The organism is Patiriisocius sp. Uisw_017 (assembly GCF_047731265.1).
In the GTDB taxonomy this organism is placed as follows: Bacteria; Bacteroidota; Bacteroidia; order Flavobacteriales; family Flavobacteriaceae; genus Patiriisocius.
The window spans coordinates 3,541,623-3,565,276 of record NZ_CP159835.1; the positions used below are offsets into that span (position 1 = coordinate 3,541,623).

18 protein-coding genes and 1 other RNA gene are annotated in these 23,654 nt (G+C 35.3%); 10 read left to right on the forward strand and 9 right to left on the reverse strand.

Translation table 11 applies throughout. The features are described from left to right. Nucleotides 1-280 precede the first annotated feature (280 nt). On the reverse strand, nucleotides 281-976 hold the full coding sequence (locus ABXT67_RS16025; protein ID WP_415375035.1) for a hypothetical protein: 696 nt from the start codon (nucleotides 974-976) through the stop codon (nucleotides 281-283). A 233-nt stretch (nucleotides 977-1,209) separates the two neighbouring features. Between ABXT67_RS16025 and ABXT67_RS16030 the strand changes: the two genes are divergently transcribed. Continuing rightward, on the forward strand, nucleotides 1,210-3,276 hold the full coding sequence (locus tag ABXT67_RS16030; RefSeq protein WP_415375036.1) for a T9SS type A sorting domain-containing protein: 2,067 nt from the start codon (nucleotides 1,210-1,212) through the stop codon (nucleotides 3,274-3,276). A 309-nt stretch (nucleotides 3,277-3,585) separates the two neighbouring features. On the opposite strand, the gene ABXT67_RS16035 is transcribed toward ABXT67_RS16030, so the two are convergent. Together ABXT67_RS16035 and ABXT67_RS16040 are read right to left on the reverse strand one after the other, a co-directional pair. Then, the gene (locus ABXT67_RS16035) at nucleotides 3,586-4,506 is read right to left on the reverse strand and encodes a patatin-like phospholipase family protein (protein ID WP_415375037.1); all 921 of its coding nucleotides are present in this window, start codon (nucleotides 4,504-4,506) and stop codon (nucleotides 3,586-3,588) included. Then, nucleotides 4,503-6,647: a M1 family metallopeptidase gene (locus ABXT67_RS16040; protein ID WP_415375038.1), complete on the reverse strand. Its 2,145-nt coding sequence runs from the start codon at nucleotides 6,645-6,647 to the stop codon at nucleotides 4,503-4,505. The genes ABXT67_RS16035 and ABXT67_RS16040 overlap by 4 nt, the downstream gene beginning before the upstream one ends. Nucleotides 6,648-6,728: 81 nt before the next feature. Between ABXT67_RS16040 and recG the strand changes: the two genes are divergently transcribed. Next, nucleotides 6,729-8,834: an ATP-dependent DNA helicase RecG gene (gene recG / locus ABXT67_RS16045; protein ID WP_415375039.1), complete on the forward strand. Its 2,106-nt coding sequence runs from the start codon at nucleotides 6,729-6,731 to the stop codon at nucleotides 8,832-8,834. 59 nt (nucleotides 8,835-8,893) lie between these two features. Continuing rightward, entirely contained in the window at nucleotides 8,894-9,697 is an 804-nt protein-coding gene (locus ABXT67_RS16050; RefSeq protein ID WP_415375040.1) for a class I SAM-dependent methyltransferase, read from the forward strand. A gap of 217 nt (nucleotides 9,698-9,914) precedes the next feature. Here ABXT67_RS16050 and ABXT67_RS16055 read toward each other — a convergent pair whose 3' ends face one another. Further along, nucleotides 9,915-11,132: a peroxiredoxin family protein gene (locus ABXT67_RS16055; protein WP_415375041.1), complete on the reverse strand. Its 1,218-nt coding sequence runs from the start codon at nucleotides 11,130-11,132 to the stop codon at nucleotides 9,915-9,917. A 98-nt stretch (nucleotides 11,133-11,230) separates the two neighbouring features. Here ABXT67_RS16055 and pheT point away from each other — a divergent pair, with 98 nt between their 5' ends. Continuing rightward, nucleotides 11,231-13,660, forward strand: a complete 2,430-nt coding sequence (pheT, locus tag ABXT67_RS16060; protein ID WP_415375042.1) for a phenylalanine--tRNA ligase subunit beta — start codon at nucleotides 11,231-11,233, stop codon at nucleotides 13,658-13,660. Nucleotides 13,661-13,747: 87 nt separating this feature from the next. Beyond that, nucleotides 13,748-14,242, forward strand: a complete 495-nt coding sequence (locus ABXT67_RS16065) for a hypothetical protein (protein WP_415375043.1) — start codon at nucleotides 13,748-13,750, stop codon at nucleotides 14,240-14,242. Nucleotides 14,243-14,327: 85 nt separating this feature from the next. Here ABXT67_RS16065 and ABXT67_RS16070 read toward each other — a convergent pair whose 3' ends face one another. Beyond that, nucleotides 14,328-14,912 carry a fasciclin domain-containing protein gene (locus tag ABXT67_RS16070; protein WP_415375044.1) on the reverse strand — a complete coding sequence of 195 codons (585 nt, stop codon included), beginning with the start codon at nucleotides 14,910-14,912 and terminating at the stop codon, nucleotides 14,328-14,330. Nucleotides 14,913-15,133: 221 nt separating this feature from the next. Between ABXT67_RS16070 and ABXT67_RS16075 the strand changes: the two genes are divergently transcribed. Further along, nucleotides 15,134-15,850, forward strand: coding sequence for a hypothetical protein (locus ABXT67_RS16075; RefSeq protein WP_415375045.1), 717 nt, complete (start codon nucleotides 15,134-15,136; stop codon nucleotides 15,848-15,850). 3 nt (nucleotides 15,851-15,853) lie between these two features. After that, nucleotides 15,854-16,102: a hypothetical protein gene (locus tag ABXT67_RS16080; protein ID WP_415375046.1), complete on the forward strand. Its 249-nt coding sequence runs from the start codon at nucleotides 15,854-15,856 to the stop codon at nucleotides 16,100-16,102. A gap of 104 nt (nucleotides 16,103-16,206) precedes the next feature. Here ABXT67_RS16080 and ABXT67_RS16085 read toward each other — a convergent pair whose 3' ends face one another. Then, the gene (locus ABXT67_RS16085; protein ID WP_415375047.1) at nucleotides 16,207-17,835 is read right to left on the reverse strand and encodes an ABC-F family ATP-binding cassette domain-containing protein; all 1,629 of its coding nucleotides are present in this window, start codon (nucleotides 17,833-17,835) and stop codon (nucleotides 16,207-16,209) included. Nucleotides 17,836-17,984: 149 nt separating this feature from the next. Between ABXT67_RS16085 and ABXT67_RS16090 the strand changes: the two genes are divergently transcribed. Next, nucleotides 17,985-19,379, forward strand: a complete 1,395-nt coding sequence (locus ABXT67_RS16090) for a TlpA family protein disulfide reductase (RefSeq protein ID WP_415375048.1) — start codon at nucleotides 17,985-17,987, stop codon at nucleotides 19,377-19,379. On the opposite strand, the gene fsa is transcribed toward ABXT67_RS16090, so the two are convergent. From fsa to ffs, 3 genes are all read right to left on the reverse strand, one after another. Further along, nucleotides 19,376-20,029, reverse strand: coding sequence for a fructose-6-phosphate aldolase (fsa, locus tag ABXT67_RS16095; RefSeq protein WP_415375049.1), 654 nt, complete (start codon nucleotides 20,027-20,029; stop codon nucleotides 19,376-19,378). The genes ABXT67_RS16090 and fsa overlap by 4 nt on opposite strands. 115 nt (nucleotides 20,030-20,144) lie before the next feature. Further along, a complete protein-coding gene (locus ABXT67_RS16100) occupies nucleotides 20,145-20,945 on the reverse strand; it encodes an SDR family oxidoreductase (protein WP_415375050.1) in 801 nt (266 codons plus the stop codon). A 134-nt stretch (nucleotides 20,946-21,079) separates the two neighbouring features. After that, an RNA gene (ffs, locus tag ABXT67_RS16105) (signal recognition particle sRNA small type) lies at nucleotides 21,080-21,178 on the reverse strand. Between the two features lie 122 nt (nucleotides 21,179-21,300). On the opposite strand from ffs, the gene ABXT67_RS16110 reads away from it, so the two are divergent. Next, complete coding sequence (locus ABXT67_RS16110; RefSeq protein WP_415375051.1) at nucleotides 21,301-22,353, forward strand: glutaminyl-peptide cyclotransferase; 1,053 nt, start codon at nucleotides 21,301-21,303, stop codon at nucleotides 22,351-22,353. Nucleotides 22,354-22,594: 241 nt separating this feature from the next. Further along, nucleotides 22,595-23,611 carry a carboxypeptidase-like regulatory domain-containing protein gene (locus tag ABXT67_RS16115; RefSeq protein WP_415375052.1) on the forward strand — a complete coding sequence of 339 codons (1,017 nt, stop codon included), beginning with the start codon at nucleotides 22,595-22,597 and terminating at the stop codon, nucleotides 23,609-23,611. Nucleotides 23,612-23,654 lie beyond the last annotated feature (43 nt).

The window sequence follows — 23,654 nt, forward strand, 5'->3', positions numbered from 1 at the left end:
AAATGTACAGCTTCCTTAAATAGATAGATTATGTAAAAAAAGTAAAATAGATAATAGATATTATAAAGCAATGCATTAGAGCCATATTTCTTACCAATATAAAGTCCCATCCACTCTATAAACAATGCGAAAAACAAGAAAACGATAAAATATTTGAGCGCAGTATCTTTGTAATATTTATACTTCCACAGAGCGATGAGTGACGCTACTGCGTAAAGTATCATATAAGTTTGTTCCTGAATATATAATATTTGCTCTATATCCATTTATGGGTTGGCCATCATTTCTTACCTTTCCTTCCGTCCATATCAGTATTCTGCTCTGGTGGGGGTATAACTTGGCCATCATTTAATATAAGACTACGGTCATCAGGAATTGAATCTTTCTGAAATAAAGTGGTACTCAATAATGAGCCCTTAAATTCTTTCATTCTCCTTCTACCATCCATTTTACTTAAATCTCCATCATAATCCCTCAAATAGACCGCATAGCGTTCTTTTTTATTTTCTGCCCCTGTAGTATAAAAGCCTTTTTGCATTCCACTGTGCATTGTTGTTGGCAAAATAAAAATTGAATTTTGTCTGCTGTAACGTGCGGGGTCTCCACTAGGAAAATCACCAGATTCTGGGTACGCACCAAAATAGATTCTTAAGTTTTCTACAGTTATTCCAGCCTTACTCGATTCACTTTCTATATAATTCAAATAATGTTTCATTTCTTCAAAACTATACTGAACATAGCGGGTTGGGTTATAATCTGCTACGGTTCCATCACGCAATTCCATTTCCTTTAGAGCTCCAACTTTCCTATCTGTGTAGATATCATACATATTCTTCGCCTGTTTTAGCGAAATTATTTTTACAGGTTCCTCTAAATGAGAAGCTGGGACACAATCTTCACATACACAAGAAGTCAAAAACAGTGAGACTAAAAAAACAGCTGATAATCTCAATAAGTAACGATTTACATTTTTCATGGGTTGTTTTGTTTTGTTAATGATTACTGTAAATGTACAATTCCTTGGGAGTATCCAATAGGAGTACACACCCCTTTTTAAAAGGGACCTACAACCGTCTCATTTTCAATTAAATAACCTGAACTAAAACGACCAACATTCACAAACTTTGCCCCGGCAATAATAAAACAATTGCAAGGCGGAAACCGAAAAGCCAAAACAAAAAGAGTAGGTAATCTTAAAACAGTTTAATTATGAAAACAAATTTTAACTTTAAAAGAATTTTTGGATTGGTAGGATTATTTCTGCTAACCTCCTTAACTGTAATTGCGCAGCAAGGGTTTTGCGAGCCATTTGATCAATACCAACCTACCTCATCTGTTGGCGGTGTTGGATGCCCTGGAATAGCAGAATATAATATACTAAATAATTGGGGCACCATAAACACGGGTATCAATTACACGCAAAACAACAGTCAAAACGGAGCAGGAGACACCTACTTATACATGGACGATGGTGCTTGCTCTAATGGAGGTAGTTTTATATTTAATTCGTCAGATTTTTCTGGAAATTGGATAGAAATGACACAAGAAGAAGGGTGCTTTTGCTATGATTTTAGAACATTTTTAGTAACATCAGGAATCCTAAATGGGAGTTCATTACGTATTTACGATGGCACAGACCCACTTTCTTCATCGGTAAATGCTGTTTTTCAACTTAACATTCCTATAGATCCTTCTAGAGGCTGGGTTCGAATTTGCGCTCCAGTAGGTCTAAGTGATAGCGCTGGAAATCTTCCAGGAAATAGTGATGGACAATGGGTTATAAGCACAGGCGGTGCCGCAGCATGGGATGCATTGTTACAAAACGTAGGATCAATAGGGTACTACGTAGATGTTGATGGTGGAGATGAGCGTTTTGGGATAGACAATGTATGTATAAGTCAAGATTGTGACAGTACTTTTACTGAAGAACCACCAACTCCAGACGGTTCATACTGCTGTGATGAAAGCGATAACCTCGTTCAAAACGGAAACTTTGAATACGGAAATACTGGTTTTGGGAGCGACTATACGCAAAATGGCGCAACCTTGCCTGGACAATATGACGTAACGACATCTGCAGCGGCTTTTGGAGCAAACATTACAGATCATTCCTTTTGTGAGGATCCTACACTATACAGCACCAATGATAAGTTTTTACTGGTAAATGGTAAAACAACTCAACCAGCAGGAACCACCAGCGAAATATGGAGAAAATCCCTAAATCTAGACGGAGAAAAAGAATACCGCTTTTGCGCAAACTTTAAAAACATGCCACAATGTACCTTTGATATACTACCGAAGATAGAAATTACAACCAATACAGGATATAGCGCTACTGCCATAATAGATGTGGATCCCAACGATCCTTGTGATTGGCAAACAATTAGTTTTTGCTTTAGAGGTGGTGAAGACATGGATTTTAAAATCACGCTAAAAGAAGATAGCTTAGGTGACGGTAATGATCTTGCTATTGACGATATCGCAGTAAGCGAATTAATCGATCCCGAATTGGCAATCTCAGTACTACATCAAAGTAATCCACAACAAATTACTGGATCTATAAATACAATTGCTACCAGTGATGATATACTACCTTATGATCAAGAAGCATGTGACGAGCCTTATTTCTGGTGGGTAATCACTTTACTTGATACTACAGGTGGCACTTGGAACATGGATACAAGCGCTCCTTATGGATGGGGAAATAACGCAGGGCATAATATTTTTAACGGTTCTGGCGCCGGAAGTGCAACTTGGGATTTAACTACCAACTTCCCAGTATATCCATTTGCTCAAAACACGCTGTACTTGATAGGTATGACCACGCCAAGCTGTTGTGAAGATTGTGTAGATGATGGGTTGACTTACCAGATTGTTTATAACAACCGAATGGCTAACATATCATTAGATTCTAATGATGCAGATCTTGCTTGGATAAGAAGCTGGTTGGGAACTTTCAGTTCAACTATTGGCAGCAGAACGCAAGAAACTGGAGCGAACCGGATTTTAGAAACTCCCTTTAATGGTAATTCTAATCTAGCAGCTGTAAAGGTATATCCTAACCCTGCAAGAAACATGGTTACGGTTTCACTTTTAGATCAGGACATTAGTACTATTGTTGTTTTTACTACGGAAGGAAAACAAGCAATGAACCAGCAGGTTGATGGAAGTAGATCGAAACAACTTGATGTATCATCATTAGCAGCGGGAATGTATTTGGTTCAAATTACAGCCAAGGACAATCAAGTGTTTACCTCTAAATTAATTATTGAATAAGCCAATTAATAATTACTAGCTTTAAAAGTGTCTCTTGAAAAAGAGGCACTTTTTTTATGCAAAATAGTTTAGTCGAAATTGAAGATGAAGTTGAAACACTAAAAGTTAAGCTCTTTCCCCTAGCGGCTATAAATTAATACTAAAACAGAAAATGGCATACTCGAAATTAGGTAGGGGGACTTTTTGAAATCGAAAACCAAAATAAAATTGAGCTATTCCTGCCTAGGGGGCAAGTAGGACTTTTTTAATACTTTGTTATTTTATTTTTAACACTGTAAACTGTTACTGCAAATTGCTGCTAAAAACCGCTTACTCTTTAGGTTCATCAACTTTTGTTTCATTAAGGCCTTCGTTTTTTTCCTTTGCATATATAAAACCCTTTTCCCACCAACGCGTCATATCCTTTTTATTAAAAATTAACGAATTAATTGTTAAGACTGTTGGTGTGTAATACAAATTAATAATGGCATCACGGTTTGCTGCAACATACTTTCCAATACGTATATTCTGCTTTTCAACACGATCTAACATATACCCGTGAATAGACGTTAATAAAGAAAAAACATTTTTTACAGGTAATTTATTATAGTAAGTCACGTCAGTCTCCAAAATGATGACATCAACCTCGGTAGCACCTCGTTTTAAAGCTTCTTCGATGGGCACCATACTCCCAAAACCCCCATCGGCATAATCACAGCCACCTTTTTTTACCAAGCTCATAAAAGGCACATAATTGCAAGAAATCCAAATCCAATCCAAAAAATCGTGATACTCAAAATCATTGATGGATTTATACTCCACTTGATTCATGGATAAATTAGATACTGTTACCACTATTTCTTTTGGCCCATCTTTTAGTTGTTTGAATTCTTCTTCTGTAAAAACTCTTCCAATGAGTTTGCGAAGATTTTGACTTTCGCCGAAAGTTTTACTGCCCTTTATAAAATTTTTTAGCACATTAAAATGGTTGATGCCAATCTCTTTTCCGCCATGCTTTGCTTTTTTAACAACAAAAGGACAGCTACTAAAAATACTATTTTGATTCACCGAAGTATAGATTTCCTTTATCTTTTCTACTTTGTGTAAGGCCAAATGCGAAATAAGCAAACTCCCAGTACTCGTGCCAACAAAAAGATCATATTCGTGACTGAGATTTTCTATTAGATATTGCGCAACACCACCTGCAAAGGCACCTTTACTGCCACCCCCTGAAATCACCAACGCCCTCATATCTCAAATTTTATACGTGTAAGATATTCCTTTTCTGAAGCAGAAAATTGCAGATATCCTTTTTTTATGATTTTTGAATAGTTCCCATTTTTGATTACTGCTTCTAAAATGGCGCGCGAACTATCCCTAAAGCGCCAAAAATGATGTGTACACGCATTCACTAAAGACTTAATAGAGTTTTCGTTCCAAATATCTAAATACGCCACATATTCAAACGCCTTTTCTCTAACCTGAAATCCGAAAGCTTGAGATGTATATTCATTCAATTCTTTTTTAAATTTTTCTTTATTAGTCGTTTCGTACCCCTCTTTTAGCAAGGCCAAAACCAACCAGATCTGGCGTAAGTTTTTATCCTGGAATCCTATTTCACCTCTGGTAATCTCCAAATAGGCATTTATTTTCTGAGGAAATGCATTGCGCAATAACAACAAGGCGGCTTCTCGGGTAACATAACTTTCATCTTTTAAAAGTGATTCAAAATTCGCTTGCAACGATTGTGGAACTGCTCCTTCAAAAGAAACTGCAATTGCCTGTCGCACCAAGATATTATTACTTTCAAATGCCTTTTTATATAATGGAATTGTTGTTTCAATAGGCTCCAATGCAAGTTGATACACGGCTTCTTGTCCTATATAATCGTTAGGAAATGTAAGTACGCGCTCTAGTACTCTATATTTATCTTTTAACGCAGAAGCACGCAACGCTGCCACTTCAAAATAATCATTCATAAACGTTGACGATTTCAAAGAGGAATAGGCTTGTTCACTTTTAAAAGCAGTTTGTAATAACCAATCTTGTTCCCAAGCATCTATATTTATGAGTGTATTTGCGCGAACAGCTTCTAAGAAATCTGCCGTAGTTACATTCTTAAATTTATGAGTTTCTAAGTATTGATGTACTGCCATTTTAAATGCATCATCCCCAATACGTTCTCGCAAGATATGTAATGCCCAGGCCCCTTTTTCATAAAACGTAAGCGAGCTCGCCTTTGGGTTTAAGAGCGACTGCCCTTTGCCTTCATTGCTTAATGCTTGTAAACTTTCAGCACTTTGAAATAGTTTCCAGTAGTAATATTCGTCTCCAAAGAGCTCTCTTTCTGCAAACAATGCATAGAACGTTGCAAACCCCTCGTGCAACCAATGATGTTCTCCAGAAGTTTCGGTTACTAAATTGCCAAACCATTGGTGCGCCAACTCGTGTGCATTAACGTTTACAAAATTTCGGTCATTAAAACCTATTTCATCAACCACAAAAGCTTCTGAAAATATCGTGCAGCTTGTGTTTTCCATTCCTGCATATAAAAAATCTCTAACTGGCACTTGTTTATAATCTTGCCAGGGATATAGAACACCAATTTCAGCTTCCATAAAATCAAAAATTTGTTTTGTATAACGATAGGTGGGTTCTGCTTTGAGAGAATCTTCAGGTTTTATAAAGGTATAAAGCTTGGTGCCATTTTCAGAGAATTCTTGCCCTCGCTGAAAGTCACCTAAAACAAATGCTACTAGATAACTAGACATAGGCTGTTCCATATCAAATACCCATAGTGATTCATTGGTAGGTTTAGATAATTTGTTCACAAGGGTAGAATCATTAGCTATGATTGGATTAAGCTTCTTTAATTGCGTTATTATTGATGCTTGATTTATGATCTCTTTGAGCTTTCCATTAGCAATTACTGTTTTATCATTTGTCGTCTTTATTTTTAAATCAAATTCAATCTTATCATTCATGTCATCAATACTAGGAAGCCAATGCGATGTATACTTTCCTTGTCCTTGTGTCCAAATTTGATCACCCGTAAAATAAAGCGTTTGTTTTGGATAAGCGACATAGTCAAAAGCAACCGTGTATTCATAGCCCTTCTCAAAATTGGAGTGAAACCAAATCTTATCTTCCGTATAGTACAATTCCACAACGGCATCATTTACAAACTCCCTACTGGGATGCGCAGTATTAATTGCATCAAGATATACCTTGTCTGTATTTTTTTTAATTAAAAATGTTACTTCAACATTTCCAGTAACTTTTTTTGAAATTGCATCTGGTGTTATTGTTGCGGTAATTCTTGTAAAATCAACCGTTTCGGTTTGTTGTGCAGTTGTAAAAAAGGGAATAATAAAAAGCAATATGTACTTCATAAAACAGAGCTATCAATTTATCTGCCAATTTAACTAAATTCGTTGTACGAAAAACGCATACCTTTAAACATACTTATAAAAATGAAACCCAATTTCCTGCAAACTCCCATAGAATATCTTAAAGGCGTAGGCCAACATAGGGCAGGTTTGCTAAAAAAAGAATTGGAAATCCACACCTTTCAAGATCTTTTAAACCTCTTTCCCAATAGGTATTTAGACCGAACCAAATATTACAAAATCCAAGAATTGCAGCGCAATAACGCAGATGTACAGCTAATTGGGAAAATTACGCACATCAAAATGGTAGAGCAAAAACGAGGAAAAAGACTCGTTGCTACTTTTAGAGATGAAAGCGGCGTTATGGAACTTATTTGGTTTAGAGGACACAAATGGATTAAAGACAATTTAAAATTGAATGAACCCTATGTAATCTTCGGAAAAACAAAATGGTTTAATGGTAGTTTTTCAATGCCACATCCAGAAATAGAAGCACTAAAAGAACACAAATCAAAACTACGTTCTGCACTTCAACCCATTTATCCCTCTACCGAAAAATTAACCAATGCCAATATCACCAATAGAATGATAAGCGGGTTGATGGAAAACCTCTTCAAAGAGACCCAAAATAACTTTGTTGAAACACTCTCAATACCATTGCTAGAATCCTTTAAATTACTTCCTAAAAACAAAGCGCTTTTCAACATCCATTTTCCTGAAAGTGGAGACCTCTTGGCACGGGCAGAATACCGTCTAAAATTTGAAGAATTATTCTACATCCAATTGCAATTATTGATGAAGAATTTAATCCATAAAAGCAAAATAAAAGGCTATCCTTTTGAAAATATTGGCAACTATTTTAACACCTTTTATAAGGAGCATTTACCCTTTGAATTGACGGGTGCGCAAAAAAGAGTGATCAAAGAAATTAGACTAGACTTAGGAAGCAATGCTCAAATGAATAGACTTTTACAAGGGGATGTAGGTAGCGGCAAAACCATTGTAGCACTCCTGTCAATGTTAATAGCGCTTGATAACGGTTTTCAAGCCTGTTTAATGGCGCCAACTGAAATTTTGTCAGTACAGCACTATAATGGTTTACTTGAATTATGTAAAGATTTGGAAATCAGTATTTCACTGCTAACAGGTTCAAGTAAAGTTTCACAACGACGTGTAATCCATGAAAATCTTGAAAATGGGAGTTTAGACATCCTAATTGGAACACATGCACTTCTAGAAGACAAAGTTAAATTTAAAAACTTAGGGCTTGCCATTATAGATGAGCAACATCGTTTTGGCGTGGCGCAACGCAGTAAATTATGGCATAAAAATGAACTTCCACCACACGTTCTTGTAATGACTGCTACTCCTATCCCGCGTACCTTGGCCATGAGCGTTTATGGCGACCTCGATAGTAGTGTTATTGATGAACTTCCGCCAGGTAGAAAAGACATTAAAACGGTACATCGTTTTGACTCCAATCGCCTCAAGGTTTTTAGGTTTATAAGGGATGAGATTTCACTAGGTAGACAAGTATATATAGTCTATCCATTAATACAAGAAAGTGAGGTTTTAGATTACAAAGATTTAATGGATGGTTATGAAAGTATTGTTCGGGAATTTCCGCAGCCCAAGTATCAAGTTTCTATTGTTCACGGTCAAATGAAACCAGCCGACAAAGAATTTGAAATGAACCGTTTTATAAAAGAGGAAACTCAAATTATGGTCGCCACTACTGTTATTGAAGTTGGCGTTAATGTTCCCAATGCTTCTGTAATGGTTATTGAAAGTGCAGAACGTTTTGGACTCTCACAACTACACCAATTGCGTGGTCGCGTGGGAAGAGGTGCAGAACAGAGCTATTGCATCTTAATGACAAGTCACAAGCTTTCTGAAAATGCCAAAACTCGTATTCAAACAATGACACGAACCAGCGATGGTTTTGAAATTGCTGAGGTAGATCTTAGACTAAGAGGTCCTGGCGACCTAACAGGAACACAACAAAGTGGTGTTTTAAACTTGCGCATTGCAGATATTATTAGAGATCACGAAATTTTAAAAATCGCTCGTGCTTGCGCTTCTCAAATCTTAAAAGAAGACCCTTCGCTCGACCTACCGCAATATCTGCCTATAAAAAACACCTATTTACAAATGGCTAAATACCGAAATATCTGGAATTATATTTCGTAAAAAATTCGCCACTTCCATCACTAAATTTTATATTTGCGTCGCTATAAAGGCAATATACAATGCTAAAATCCAAAGTTTCAAAATTCTTACGAGACATTAATTTGTTATATGTAACCGATAAAGTTCGTTTCTATGTGGAACGTTTTAAAAACCAAAAGGAGAATAACGCCTTTAAAAAAAAACATCCCAATGTAGTCCTTCCACCTGATTATTTGGTGTACGAATCTTTTGGTATGAATTATAATAACTACTTCACTAATGGTATTGTTTCAGCTAAATGGATGGTCGAGCATTTTAAAAACTATACCACGCTAAAGGATAAAAAAATATTGGATTGGGGTTGTGGACCCGGAAGAATCATAAGGCATTTGCCCGAAGTAGTAGGCAATGGTTGCGAATATTACGGTACAGATTATAACTCAAAAACGATTGATTGGTGCTCAAAAAATATAGAAGACATTAACTTTAATAACAACACCTTAGAAGCAAAACTACCCTATCCTGACGATTACTTTGATCTTCTTTATGGTATTTCAATTTTTACACACCTTTCAGAAAAAATGCATTATGACTGGTATGCGGAGTTACATCGCGTATTAAAGAAAGATGGTTTTATGTTTTTAACAACACAAGGAGAAAATTTTATCCCTAAATTAACTGCCAAAGAATTAGATACGTACAATGCTAACAACTTAGTCGTACGTGGAAATGTAAAGGAAGGACACCGCACCTACTCTGCCTTTCAACCAAAAGGATTTATGCAAAATTTGTTCAGCAATGCAATAATTGCAGATCATATTGAAACAAAACAAGAATCTAACGAGTGGAGACCTCAAGATATTTGGGTGGTTAAGAAGAAATAAGCCACTGTAGGGCGTTTTGAACCTTGATCGTTTTACAACCAAGACTGCACAAAGCAGAACTTTTAGCACATTCAATATTTAAGTGGCTTTAAAAAGCGTCTTATTGCTTCCCGTTTTGAGCCAAGACTAAACAAAACACAATGGTAATATTCCAGTCTTGATTCGTACAAAGAACGAAGTTAATGTTCGTGGATCAAAAGGTCTTAACCATTAAACCTCACTTTATTTCCTCTTCCAGTAATTCATTGATAAAAATTTCAAATTCCCCGACAAACTTGATATATTCATCCCCTGTTGCGGGACCGTTAAAACCTGTATGAATGCGTCTTATTTCTCCTTCCTTATCTATAAAAATAGTTGTGGGGTAACTCAATATGTGATTAAGCATTGGTAATTTTTCATTTGCCTTTTTCTTATCACTAGACCCAGATTGCGCTAATAAAATGGGATAGGGAATGCCTAAGGATTTTTTTAGTTTATTAATAGATTTCATTGCTGAAATTTCTGTCTTTGCATATTCAAAAGCCAAGGCTACAATTTCAAAATCATCTCTATTTAATCGTTTATAGAATTCCGTAAAGTATTTTGTTTCGTCCAGACAATTTGGACACCAAGTTCCCATAATTTGTACCAACACGACTTTATTCTTAAAACGCTCATCACTCAAAGAAACAGGATTTCCTTCGGTATCATTAAACGTGAATTCGATGACATCAAATCCTTCTTTTGTGAATGTGAGCGAATCTGCTGCGGGCAGTTCATATTGATTGTTTAAAACAGCTGCGAAAGGCTCTTTAAAATGGTTTCCACTATAAAACATTCCGTTCATGGCACTATCTGTCACTTTTGCTTCAAATAAGAACGCGTGCGCTCCATCAAACGAAGAAAGTTTCAAACTATCATTCACTAAAACTCCATCAAGATACCTATAATCACCGGTCGTAGTTCTTATGGTGCCTGTAATACGATTTCCTGTTTGTACAAAAATTCCTTTCGCAATGTACTTTTCGGTTTTAGAATATGGTGAAAAGACCATCTCCCAACTCCCATTAATAATACGATTTGGTACTGAACGGATTTCGAATCGAGCATCATTTCCAAATTTCATCGAAAATGGCATTACGCGGTCTAGACTAGGCTTTATGAAAACTCCGTTAATCGTTTCAGAAGAGAAAACACCTTTAAATACACCTTCAAAAACAGGATGTTCTATATAAATACTGTCACCAAATAATTTTATATCCGTAATTTCAACACGCTCTTCCGCATTAATAAAGGTCATTGTTGCGTCTTTTTTATAGCTCATTAAAAAAGGGATTTCTCGTTCTTCATCAATGGTAAGTACTGCTCTCCAAGAGCCTTCTTTTAGTGTTTGAGTCTCTTTTCCACAGGAAATAACCAAAAGCAAAACAGCCATTAAAACAAATTTTCGCATCCTCTATTTATTTATTTGTAAAGTAGACTATAAATACTAAAAGTACTTACAAAAAAGCGAGGTATTGTTATCTTTGCGATTCTTTAAGAAAAACTATAATGAAGATTTCATACAACTGGCTAAAACAATTCATCAAAACTACTTGGGAAGCAGAAAAAACCGGAGATTTACTTACAGACCTTGGATTAGAAATTGAAGGAATTGAAGTTTTCTCTTCAATTCCTGGAGGACTAGAGGGTGTAGTTATTGGGCACGTGTTAACCTGCGAAAAACATCCCAATGCAGATAGGCTTAAGATAACCACTGTTGATATTGGAACTGGGGAACCAATACAAATTGTTTGTGGAGCACCCAACGTTGCTGTGGGACAAAAAGTACCGGTTGCTACGGTAGGCACAACATTGTATGACGGTGATAGGAAACCTTGGAAAATAAAAAAAGGTAAGATACGCGGTGAAGTAAGTATGGGTATGATCTGCGCTGAAGATGAATTGGGACTGGGAAAAGGTCATGATGGCATCATGATTCTTGATACTGAAGCCACTCCGGGAACCAAAGCAAGTGAACTGTTTGAAGTAGAAAACGATAAAATCTTTGAGATTGGCTTAACCCCAAACCGTGCAGATGCTATGAGTCATTGGGGTGTCGCAAGGGATCTTCGTGCAGGAATGACGCAGCAGAACGAATCTTTAGAGTTAATAACGCCTTCTAACTCTCATTTTAATATCGAAAATCGAACTTTAAAAATAGAGGTCAATGTTCACGACAATAATTTAGCTCCAAGATATGCGGGTGTAACAATTAGCGGAATTACAGTACAAGAATCGCCTACGTGGTTAAAAAATAGATTAAAGTCTATAGGTTTATCCCCCATTAATAATGTTGTGGATATTACCAATTATGTGCTTCATGAACTGGGTCAACCTTTACACGCTTTTGACGCAGCAAAAATTACTGGAAACGAAATTAATGTTCAAACACTTCCTGAAGGCACTAAATTTACAACCCTAGATGGAGTGGAACGCACCTTAAGTGCGGAAGACCTAATGATTTGTAATGCAGATAAACCGATGTGCATTGCAGGGGTTTTTGGCGGAATTGATAGTGGTGTTACGTCTAAAACATCTAATATATTTTTAGAAAGCGCATATTTTAATCCAGTAAGTATTAGAAAGACTGCAAAGCGCCACGGCTTAAATACGGATGCCTCTTTTAGATTTGAACGCGGTATTGACCCTAATAGTGTAGAGTACGCTTTAAAAAGAGCCTCCATACTAATTTGTGAAGTGGCTGGCGGAATTATTACGAGTGAAGTAACTGATGTATATCCTAAAAAGATTGAAGATCATCAAGTATTTTTAAATTATGACAAGGCGGCTTCTTTAATTGGTGAAACTATTGAAAAAGAAACGATTAAAAAGATTCTTACTTCGCTCGAAATCAAAGTAAACAATGTTACTGAAACTGGTATTGGGATGACCATACCTGCATACAGAAATGATGTAACACGCGAAGTAGACGTTATAGAAGAAATCCTTCGTGTTTATGGCTATAACACGGTGAAAGCTAGTGATAGATTTAATGCTTCAATTGCGACAACGCAGGGCATAAAAGATCACGAAATAAGTCATAAAGTCGCTTCACAACTTGCCGCACAAGGTTTTAATGAGATGCTTAACAACTCGCTAACATCGCCAAATTTTACCGAGTTAACAGACGGTTTAAGTACTAAACATACCATAAAAATACTGAATCCATTAAGCCATGAACTTTCAGCAATGCGACAGAGTATGTTGTTTGGTGGTTTACAATCTTTAGCATACAATAGTAACCGAAGGCAATCTAATATTAGCTTGTTTGAGTTTGGAAAGACCTACCACAATTTCCCAAATGGTAAAGAAGAAAAGAAACATCTCTCTATTTTAGTTTCTGGAAATCAAACGGAAGATAATTGGATTCAAAATCCTTCTATGAAAGGAGATTTCCACTTTCTGAAAGGTGTGGTGGTTTCAATACTGAATAGATTAGGAATTAAAGACATTTCTGAAAAATCACTGAAAAATGATTTATTTGCTGAAGGTATCACCCTTAGCCATAACAAGAAAGCATTAGTTTCATTAGGGATTATAACTAGGAAAACAACAAAAAACTTTGGCATTGAAGCGGAAACATTGTTCGCAGATTTTGATTGGGACTCGGTATTAGAAATGATCACTACTACTAACGTGATGGTCAAACCCATTCCAAAATTCCCAAGAGTAAAACGAGATTTTGCGTTATTATTGGATGATCCAATAACCTTTAACGAATTAAAAATCACCGCTATGCAAACAGAACGCGAACTTTTAAAAGAGGTAACGCTGTTTGATGTATACACAGGTAAAAATTTACCCGACGGAAAGAAAAGTTATGCCTTGAGTTTTACACTACAAGACGAAAACAAAACCTTGACCGATAAGCAAATTGATAAAGTAATGACTAAGCTTCAACAGCGTTTTGAGAAGGATTTTGGGGCCGCGCTGAGATAAGGCTGCGTGATTTTTATTTTGTTTTATGATTTAAAAAGTCAATCTTATTCTCCTGTTAATTATTTAACACCTTGAGATTCCGTAAAAATGACTAGAAATAATAAAATATTCATTTGGAGTTTAACAGTATTGATATTCTTAATTTCGATTTATTACATGGCATGGACAATGTCACCCGGAAGTTATGGAAGGGCAGAAGTTTATGAATTCGAAATACCTGAGGAAAATCTAATTAAGATTATTAAAGAATTTAAATCTGATAATAGTGAATTAGACATATCGAGTGAAGACAAATTAAGTAGTGGTAAATTTCCAATATTAAGAGATGGCAAAGAAGATAGTTCAAATCATTGGTATAAGTTCTATTTTTATTATCCTGATAAAAATCAAATTATTTTTACTTGGACTAGAGCAAAGTCAAAAATGACCTCTAGTTTTGGATTCGTTCGCGTTAACGAGGGATTGAATCTGGGAAATTGGAAGGATGTTAATAATAATTTTTTATGGTGGAAAAACACTCCAATGAAAAATGAGTTTGAAGAACGGATACTAAAGAAAATAAAAGAAAAACTAGATAGATAATAACGAAACAGCTTATAACGCTTCAAAACAAAAAAAGTCGGACATTCAAATTTTGAATGTCCGACTTTTTTTGTCTTAAACAGTACTATTGCTTGTCAACAGTTTTTGTGCTGAACGCTATGCCCTCAATAACATGGAAAAAACCGTTTTTATGGTAGAAATCAGTGTCCATTATTTTTGCTTTATTTCCTTCGGCGTCAGATAAAATAATAGTTTCACCGTTCATCGTTGCATTTAATTTTGTTCCAGCAAGTGTTCTAAAAGACGCGGTACCGTTGTTTACTTCAATCGCCTTTTTTATAGCCTTAACATCTAATCTTCCTGGTACTGTGTGAGATTTTACTAATTGAGCTACACGTTCTTTATCGCTCAAAAATGCTTCGCGTTCTTCCTCTTCAAGCGCGTTAAAGGCTCCGTCGTTAGGAGTAAATATGGTTATCATTTCTTCATTTGCTAATTCAGCTTGCAAAGGTTCAGAAGCCAATATTTGAGATAAATAGGTGAATGAGGTATTTCCAGAAATATTATCAGCAATTGAGTTTCCAGAAGAGAAAGTACTGCCCTTATAATCCTTAGTAACGGTGGTAGTATACACCTTACTATATTTTTGTGCTGATGCTATCGCCACGGCAAAACAGAAAAGCGCTGTAAATAAAATCTTAGTTTTCATCGTTGTAACGTATATTGAGAAATAGAAAGATGAAATGCTTGCATTTACATCTCCGATTCATGTAGTTATTTAATAGGTGATTATCAATTTTTAGACCAAATGTATGGACATAAATTATACTCTGAACGTACGTAAATAAAATATATTGTAAATATGAATTGTTAAAATATAAATATATGATTGATTTTGTAATTTTAACTCGTAAATTTATATAAAAAAAAATGCTATCGAAAACTAATATTAAATTGCAACTAGAAAAAGTACGCAAAAGAAGGATTGACAACAAGAACACCCTAACGCAAGTGCACGACATACTTTCTCAAAACCAATATGAGCGAGATATTATTTCAGACGCCCTAAACAATGGACAGGGAAGTGATAGTAACAAATTTAATTTTGATTTACTGAATTCTGAAAGCATCTTTCACATTAGTGATATTGAAAAACTATGCGTTGATTACAGGCTTCGGTTTTTAGATTCACGTTTTTTCAAAGGTCCTTTCCCAGATGAAGCTATTTCAAAAATTAGAACGTTAGAAAATAATCACAATACCTCGCTAAAAGGCTTTAAAATAGTAGCTCCAGCAAAATTAATGCAGTTAGAGAATGCAGATGATCCATTATTATTTGCACCAATGGGCAATGAGTATTACTATCTAATTCATAAATGGGGCAATGATTTACATCCTTTTAGAAAGCTTTTAATGTGGCCTTACAAGAGTTTTGAAAATTTAGTATTCACTATTTTTATAATGAGTATTTTACTCACCTCCATCTTACCTGTTCATTTATTTTCTACTGGAAATTTAGAACAAGAGTACCTTTTATTATTTCTATTTGTTTTTAAAGGTGTTGCAGGTGCGGTCTTATATTATGGTTTTGCCAAAGGAAAGAACTTTAACAAAGCTATCTGGCAGAGTAAATATTATAACGGATAATTTATGGATAGTAATGAACAATCGATACGAATCTTTACTGGCCCTGCAATGATTGCAAAAGGTCTGCAAGCACGACTAAACAATTTAGGAATTATGCCTATCACTAGAGATGACCATCAAAGCGGAATCTCTAGTGGTTTTGCAATGGGTGTTCCTGATCAAGTACAGCTTTTTATAAGACCCAACGAATTGGCGATTGCCAAGGACAGTATCAATGACTATTTTAAAGAAATTGGAGAGCCTTCGATTTAGCATTCGATTTGGGAGTTTATAAGCGAGAATTTAGTTTAGATTCAAAACCCAAAACCTAACTATTCTCAAAACCGGAGAAAAACCAAATACCCTACACCAGAAATTTAACCCACCTTGACACTATACATTTTTTCGCGCTGTTCTTTTATTTTAGAGTCGTTCATATATTCATCAAAGGTCATATAACGATCTATTACTCCGTTGGGTGTTAACTCAACTACTCTATTTCCAACAGTTTGTGCAAACTCGTGATCATGGGTAGTAAACATTACCGTTCCCTTAAAGTTTTTTAGTGAATTATTAAAAGCTGTTATAGATTCCAAATCTAGGTGATTGGTAGGCTCATCAAGCATTAAAACATTAGCACGCATCATCATCATGCGGCTTAACATACAGCGCACTTTTTCTCCTCCAGAAAGCACACTACACTTTTTAAGTGCTTCTTCTCCACTAAAAATCATTTTACCTAAAAATCCGCGAATATGAACTTCTTCTCTTTCTTCTTCGGTTTTTGCCCATTGGCGCAACCAATCTACCAGACTGTCCTCACTTTGAAAAAAATGATGATTATCTAATGGTAAATAACTCTGGTTTGTCGTAACACCCCATTGAAATTCACCTGAGTCTGCTTTTAAATTATTATTGATAATTTCGTAAAAAGCCGTTGTCGCTCTAGAATCTTTTGAAAAGACCACCACTTTGTCTCCTTTTGCTAAATTTAGGTGTACGTCTTTAAATAATACATCATCTTCTAAAGTTGAGGTTAGACTTTCAATATTTAAAATTTGATCACCTGCTTCGCGCTCGCGATCAAAAATAATTGCTGGATATCTACGACTAGAAGGCTTGATGCTTGATACATCTAATTTATCAATCATTTTCTTACGGCTGGTTGCTTGTTTTGATTTTGCAACGTTTGCAGAAAACCTTCTAATAAATTCTTCTAATTCTTTCTTTTTATCTTCGGCCTTTTTATTTTGTTGTGCACGTTGGCGAGCAGCTAACTGACTGCTTTCATACCAAAATGTATAATTACCACTAAAATGATTTATTTTTCCAAAGTCAATATCACTAATATGTGTACAAACAGCATCTAAAAAGTGACGGTCGTGAGAAACTACAATCACACAAGCGTCATAATTTGCTAAGAAATGCTCCAACCAAGCAATGGTCTCGTAATCCAAGTCGTTGGTAGGCTCATCCATAATCAATACATCAGGATTCCCAAAAAGTGCTTGTGCCAATAAGACACGTACTTTTTGTTTTCCATCAATATCTCCCATATTGGAGTAGTGTAAACTCGCGTCAATCCCTAAGTTACTTAATAAAGCTGCGGCATTACTATCTGCATTCCAACCATCCATTTCCTCAAATTTTACTTGAAGCTCTCCAATCTTGTCAGCATTCTCATCTGTATAATCTGCATAAAGCGCATCTATTTGAGATTTCGTTGCAAATAAATCTTTATTCCCGCGAACCACGGTTTCTAATACTGGGTAGTCATCATAAGCGTTATGATTTTGTTCCAAAACAGACATTCTTTTTCCAGTTTCTAAATGAACATTTCCCGAAGTAGGATCTTGTTTTCCTGCGATGATATTCAAAAATGTTGATTTACCAGCACCATTGGCGCCAATAATTCCATAGATGTTACCAACTACAAATTGTGTGTTTACGTCATCAAAAAGTATACGTTTACCAAATTGTACCGAAAGATTTGAAACTGAAAGCATATGCTGAAATGTGTTTTGAAAATTTCGGCAAAAATAACCATAAATAGGCGATTGTTAAAGATTAACTTTTTTATTTTTTGTTTTAACGACACCTTAACAAACTAGGAGGTTGCACTCTTATACATTTGTGATTAAGAAAAATACCTGATTTGATAAAAAAACTACTCCTAATTACTTCTATCTCCTTGTTTTTTGTGTCCTGTAATTGGGACTCGAAACCACAAAGCACTTATCTTGGAGGGCAAATTATCAACCCTAAAGGCAAACACGTTGTAATTTCAAATAACCACCGAAAGAATGACACCATTACTTTGGACGACAACGGACGTTTTAGTTTTGAGTGTGAAAGCCTAGTAGAAGACATTTATACTTTTAGTCATGGTGAAATTCAATACATGATTATTGAACCAGGAGATAGTATCTTATTTAGAGTAAACACCATGGTTTTTGACGAATCATTGGCTTTTAGTGGAAAAGGTTCCGAAAAAAACAACTATCTCATCAATTTGTTTCTAGAGAATGAAAACGATAATGAGTTACTGCATAGTCAATACAAATTAACGACCGAACAATTTCTAGAGCGCATTGATTCTGACAGAGAGATAGACAACACTTCACTTAAGGGGTTTATTGAAAATGAAAATCCTGGGAAATTATTCAATAGAATTGCTCAATCCACATTAGATTATAATTATTACTACAAAAAAGAAATGTTTGCAGCTCACAAATTGGGAGCTAACGATGAAAGCATAGAAGATATCCCCAGCTCTTTTTTTGAGCATAGAAAGAACATAAACCCAAATGATGCCTTACTTAGTAATTACTATGCCTACTACCGGTTGTTAAATATATATTTTGACAATCTGGCCTATGAGCAATATAAAGATACTATTCCCTATAATCGTAAATCTTTCTTACACAATAAGGAAAAGTTAAAACTCATTGATTTTTCTATTAAACACAAGGATTTGCATAACAACTTGCTAAGAACTAATGTACGGTCATTTTTAATAAATGCCAACGATTCTGCAGAAGAAGGTCAAATGTTAAGCTTATTTGAATCTATAGATTCCAACAAAAAGCATCTAGCTGAAATGAAACAGTTTTTAAAAAAAACGGCTAAGACCAACGCAGGAAAAAGAACGCCTAATTTAATGTTAGTCAATACGAATAATGAAACATTAAAATTAAGTGATGTTGCAAAAAACAAATCAGTATTATTTTTCTGGACCACAGGAGCAGTAAGTCATTTTAAGGAAATACACACTCATGTTTTGGAGCTTAAAAGTAAATATCCTGAATACACTTTTATTGGTATAAATACAGATACCAATTTTAAATCGTGGAAAAAAACTGTTCAAAATTTTGGGTATAATTCCGCTACTGAATTTCAGTTTGAAAATAATGATAAAGCAAGAGAGGAATTGTATATCAACTCTGCTAACAAAACAATGATTATTGATAAAGACCTCACCATTTTAGAAGGAAACACAAATCTTTTTAATCAAGAATTCGAGTCTTTACTATTAGGGCATCTAAATTAGTTTCCCTTATTGTAGTCTGCCAAAAATTTTGCCAACCCTATATCTGTCAAAGGGTGTTTAAGTAAACCTTCAATAGAAGACAAAGGTCCAGTCATTACATCTGCCCCAATCTTCGCACATTCTAAAACGTGCATGGTATGTCTTATCGAAGCTGCTAAGATTTGAGTCTCAAAACCGTAGTTATCATAGATTAAGCGTATTTCAGCAATTAGCTGTAAACCATCTGTAGAGATATCATCAAGTCTACCAATAAATGGAGAAACATACGTCGCTCCAGCTTTAGCCGCTAATAGCGCCTGTCCAGAGGAAAACACTAAAGTACAATTGGTTCTAATTCCATTATCACTAAAGTACTTTATTGCTTTAATACCATCCTTTATCATTGGTATTTTAACTACAATCTGTGGATGCAATTCGGCAAGGGCCTCCCCTTCTCTAATCATCCCTTCTACATCAGTTGAAATTACTTCAGCCGAAACATCGCCATCTACTATTTCGCAGATAGCTACGTAGTGTTTTAAAATGTTATCGTGTCCTGTGATTCCTTCTTTTGCCATTAGCGAAGGATTTGTTGTTACTCCGTCAAGAACCCCTAATGCCTGTGCTTCACGTATTTGTTCAAGGTTTGCAGTATCGATAAAAAATTTCATGGAAAGGTGTATTTAATTTTTAGCAAAAATACGGAAGTTAAATTTTATTTAGTTGCGATAATTATCGGAATGTGAGTTACTTTTTTGTTTTCTTCCAAATAATTATAGACGCCAACTAAAGCTCATAATGTTTCATCAACATCGCTTCATACATTTTTGAAGGAAGTATTGCTTTTAAAACAATCGAAAACTTTTGAATAAATGCGCCCACTTTGTACCGAACTTTAGGATTGGGGTTTTGTAAAATCTTAAAAATGACTTCTGCCATTTTTGTAGGATCCTTACCAGCATCTACATGGGCATCCATGGTTTTCAAGGTATTTCCGTAAGCCTCTTTATAAGGAGAATCTTGTGCTATAGGAGCGTGGTATCTTCCTGCCGCTATATTTGTTGCAAAATCTCCAGGTGCAACATTGGTCATTTTAACATTAAACTGCTTTAATTCCATTCTATACGCTTCCGTAGTAATCTCTAGGGCAGCTTTTGTAGCAGAATAAACACCTCTATACGGCAATCCCATATATCCCGCAATGGAAGTAACGTTTATAATATGTCCATAACCTTGTTTTCGCATTGCTGGCAACACAGCATTTGTCATTTCGATAGGACCATATAAATTGGTGCTGAAGGCGTTCTTTATTTCAGAAATTGGCGTCTCTTCAATAGGACCTGTAATTCCTACTCCCGCGTTGTTGATGAGAACATCAATCGTTTTTTCAATATCCAGTAATTGTGTGACACAGTTTTGAATACTTTCAGAACTGGTTACATCTAGAGGAAGCAGAGCAAAAGAACTCTTGTAGTTTTTGGGGTTTCGGCTAGTACCGTATACTTTATACCCTCTCGTCTGCAAGTATTCGCCAATGGCCTTACCAATACCCGATGAACCACCTGTTATTAAAACTATTTTTGCCATAAATTGCTATCGCTGCAAAGATTAAAAAAAAGACAACCAAAAGACGTGAAAAAAGAGATAAGATTGAAAGCTAGAAGAATATCAAAAAATAATTTCTGACTGTTGAAGTAAAAGCCCAGAATATAAGATACAAAAAATGGCAAGCTACCTACATCACACCGCTACGACCATATACCCTTGCTGCGTTCCCGCCCTGGGGGATTCCACAGGAGCTGGTTGTGTAGGACTTGCCGCTGCAAAGATACAGGATTTTGTAATTTTGCAAACAATTTTCAAGAATGATTTATAATAAATATCTTGCAGTAAAAATAAACGACAATAAACCGAAAGGTTTCCCAAAATAAACACAGACAAAATGAAGCACAACATACTATTAATCATATTTTTAAGCTTACTATTACTTTCGGCTTGCGAAGAAAAAGCAGAAAATCCAAATGCACTTTTCTCCATCGAAATTGAAGGAAATAAAAAAGGATATCCAAATACAGAAACATTAAAAGCAACAATCAAAAGTAAAAAAGGGAATACTATTGAAAGTGTAAACTATAAAATGGGCGAAGTATCCAAAGATGTGACGGGCAATAGAGTTGCTAGTTTTCCGCTAAAAGATCAAAAAATTGGAGAGAAAAAGCTTTCTGCTATTGTAAAAAGTGATGGTAAAACCTATTCCATTAATAAAATACTATCTGTACTTTCTTCAGTAAAGCCAAAACTGTACAATTATAAAATTCTTGAAACCTATCCACATGATATGACGGCTTACACTCAAGGTTTGGAATTTAGCAATGACACACTTTACGAAAGCACCGGACAATATAAAAATTCAAGCATTCGAAAAACCAATTATAAAACGGGAGAAGTTTACACCAACATACCCTTAGACAATCAATACTTTGGCGAAGGACTTACAATACTAAATAACAAAGTATACCAACTCACTTGGAGAGAAGGCCAAGGACTCATTTACAATCAAAAAGACTTATCTCAAACAGGCACCTTTAAATACAATCAAAGTACCGAAGGATGGGGATTAGCAAATAATGGGAAGACTATTTTTAAAAGTGACGGAACTCAAAAAATATGGACCTTAGATTCAAAAACATTGGCTGAAAAAGGTTTTATAGAAATCTACACCAACACAAGTAAAATAGATTCTGTAAATGAATTGGAATGGGTAGATGGTTTTATTTTTGCGAACATCTACAAAAAAAATGCAATCGCTATCGTAGATCCAAAAAATGGAGCTGTTCATGGAGTTATAAATATGAAAGGTTTAAAAGAAAAAGTTACCCAACATAATAAGCTAGACGTCTTAAACGGTATTGCTTATAAAGGCGAAAAAAACATTCTCTACGTAACTGGAAAGAATTGGGACAAGCTATTTAAGATTGAAATTTTTCAAAAATAGTGATTGATTTTTGTTGGTGCTTGGTAGTTGGTGGAACGTAAATATTTAGTTTTTTATAACGACTAAGTTCAACTTTTCCGTATTGATTGTTGTTCCGATAGCTATCTGAGCTGAATTTAAAAAATCGCATATCGAAAATACAAAATCGAAAACCCACACTCACTCAAACAACCCTTTCACTCAATAGTCATTTAGTATCCCTCACTTTCACTGCATCTTTGAACCATCAAAACCATCAAAGATGAAAAAAGCAATACAGATCACAATTCCAGAACCTTGTCACGAAAACTGGAATAAAATGACCTCAACTCAAAAAGGAAGACATTGCACCAGTTGCGAAAAAGAAGTGACCGATTATACAAAAATGAATGATGAACAACTAGTCAAAACACTTACAAAGCAACCGGAGGGTTGTGGCCGCTTTAAAAAGTCGCAATTGGATCGTGAGGTAAAATTAGAGCGGAAATCAACACAGGCATTAGCACCTTATGCTGCCTCATTACTCATTCCTATCTCCTTTTTGGGAAGTCTTCAAAACAAGGCTAATGCACAAGAAAATAAAACTGAGAAAACATTCAACTCTATTGGTGTGGGCAAGTATAGTAATCCTATTTCTAAAGAAGTTACCACCACGGGCATAATAACCAATGTAAAAGGAAATCCTTTAGAAGAAGTTAAAATAAGTATCGTACACGATGAAGAATTCGTTTTGACAGATGCTAAAGGTAGTTTTACAATTACTGCGCAAAGCAAACAAACTCTCCAATTTCAAAAAGAAGGCTTTAAAACATTTTATTTTAGGGTTACCGAAAATAGTATCTGTACTGCCATACAATTAGAAGAAGGTAAAGATACCTACGAACCCATTATTTTAGGGGAAATCGCTCCAAATATCGAAGTTGTTGAGGAGCATAAAACCTTAGGAAAACTTACACATACGATTAAAGGTATAGTTACAGACTTTGCAGAGCACCCCTTGCCAGGAGTTAACATCATTATTAAAGGAACAACCAATGGAACGCAAACAGATTTTGATGGGAATTATGAAATTCAAGTGAGTGCTGGGGAGACTATTGTCTTTAGTTATGTTGGATTCGATTCTATTCATAAAATAATTACAGCCAGTTCAAAAAACATAAATTTAATAATGAAAGAAGATATTACAAGAGATATTATTCTTACGGCGGGAGGTTATTATTCAACTACTTTGCCTAGAGAAACAAAAAAAAACGAGAAACTCGAGAGCAAAACACACTAAAATTCCAACGTATCAAAAAGGCGAAGAAAAAAGAAGAAAGATT

Bases quoted from the DNA above. Each gene is read 5' to 3' on its own strand.
- ABXT67_RS16115 (WP_415375052.1), top strand. From the start codon at position 22,595: ATGAAAAAAGCAATACAGATCACAATTCCAGAACCTTGTCACGAAAAC.
- ABXT67_RS16075 (WP_415375045.1), top strand. From the start codon at position 15,134: ATGCTATCGAAAACTAATATTAAATTGCAACTAGAAAAAGTACGCAAA.
- ABXT67_RS16035 (WP_415375037.1), bottom strand. From the start codon at position 4,506: ATGAGGGCGTTGGTGATTTCAGGGGGTGGCAGTAAAGGTGCCTTTGCA.
- ABXT67_RS16050 (WP_415375040.1), top strand. From the start codon at position 8,894: ATGCTAAAATCCAAAGTTTCAAAATTCTTACGAGACATTAATTTGTTA.
- ABXT67_RS16025 (WP_415375035.1), bottom strand. From the start codon at position 976: ATGAAAAATGTAAATCGTTACTTATTGAGATTATCAGCTGTTTTTTTA.
- ABXT67_RS16070 (WP_415375044.1), bottom strand. From the start codon at position 14,912: ATGAAAACTAAGATTTTATTTACAGCGCTTTTCTGTTTTGCCGTGGCG.
- ABXT67_RS16100 (WP_415375050.1), bottom strand. From the start codon at position 20,945: ATGGCAAAAATAGTTTTAATAACAGGTGGTTCATCGGGTATTGGTAAG.
- ABXT67_RS16065 (WP_415375043.1), top strand. From the start codon at position 13,748: ATGACTAGAAATAATAAAATATTCATTTGGAGTTTAACAGTATTGATA.
- fsa (WP_415375049.1), bottom strand. From the start codon at position 20,029: ATGAAATTTTTTATCGATACTGCAAACCTTGAACAAATACGTGAAGCA.
- ABXT67_RS16055 (WP_415375041.1), bottom strand. From the start codon at position 11,132: ATGCGAAAATTTGTTTTAATGGCTGTTTTGCTTTTGGTTATTTCCTGT.
- ABXT67_RS16080 (WP_415375046.1), top strand. From the start codon at position 15,854: ATGGATAGTAATGAACAATCGATACGAATCTTTACTGGCCCTGCAATG.
- ABXT67_RS16040 (WP_415375038.1), bottom strand. From the start codon at position 6,647: ATGAAGTACATATTGCTTTTTATTATTCCCTTTTTTACAACTGCACAA.
- ABXT67_RS16030 (WP_415375036.1), top strand. From the start codon at position 1,210: ATGAAAACAAATTTTAACTTTAAAAGAATTTTTGGATTGGTAGGATTA.
- recG (WP_415375039.1), top strand. From the start codon at position 6,729: ATGAAACCCAATTTCCTGCAAACTCCCATAGAATATCTTAAAGGCGTA.
- pheT (WP_415375042.1), top strand. From the start codon at position 11,231: ATGAAGATTTCATACAACTGGCTAAAACAATTCATCAAAACTACTTGG.
- ABXT67_RS16110 (WP_415375051.1), top strand. From the start codon at position 21,301: ATGAAGCACAACATACTATTAATCATATTTTTAAGCTTACTATTACTT.
- ABXT67_RS16085 (WP_415375047.1), bottom strand. From the start codon at position 17,835: ATGCTTTCAGTTTCAAATCTTTCGGTACAATTTGGTAAACGTATACTT.